The organism is Micromonospora sp. LOL_014 (assembly GCF_048060245.1).
Taxonomy (GTDB): domain Bacteria; phylum Actinomycetota; class Actinomycetes; order Mycobacteriales; family Micromonosporaceae; genus Micromonospora_E.
The window spans coordinates 1-637 of record NZ_JBHMIP010000104.1; the positions used below are offsets into that span (position 1 = coordinate 1).

The 637-nt window shown below is 73.6% G+C and carries 1 protein-coding gene; it reads left to right on the plus strand.

Annotation, left to right across the window (positions count from 1 at the left end; all coding sequences use genetic code 11):
• A partial coding sequence (locus ACFHW1_RS28815) for a 2-keto-4-pentenoate hydratase (protein WP_416616734.1) occupies positions 1–637 on the plus strand: 637 nt, incomplete at both ends.

The window sequence follows — 637 nt, forward strand, 5'->3', positions numbered from 1 at the left end:
ATCGCCCGCCGCACCGACCGGGGCGAACGCCTCGTCGGCGCCAAGATGGGCCTGACCAGCCGGGCGAAGATGGCCCAGGTCGGCGTCGACTCCCCGATCCTCGGCCAGCTCACCGACACCACGCAGGTGCCCGACGGCGCCGCCGTGGACATCTCCAGGCTGATCCACCCACGCGTCGAACCGGAGATCGCCTTCCTCCTCGACCGGCCGCCGACATCCGGGATGCCGTTCACCGACGCGGTCCGCGCCGTCGCCCCCGCGCTGGAGGTCATCGACTCCCGCTACCGCGACTTCACCTTCTCGCTGCCCGACGTGATCGCCGACAACACCTCCGCCGCCCTGTACGTCGTCGGACCCTGGCAGCCGGTCCCCGACGAAGTCGACAACCTCGGCGTACTCCTCGACATCGACGGACACACCGTGCAGACCGGATCCACCGCCGCGATCCTCGGCGACCCCCGCCGCGCCCTCGCCGCCGGCATCGCCCTCGCCGACCAGCACGGCCCGGCGCTCCAAGCCGGGTGGATCTTCCTGGCCGGCGCGGCCACCGCCGCCGTCCCCCTCCCACCCGGCGCGCACGTGCGGGCCACCGTCCAAGGGCTCGGCACCGCCGCCTTCACCACCACCGGCGGTACGC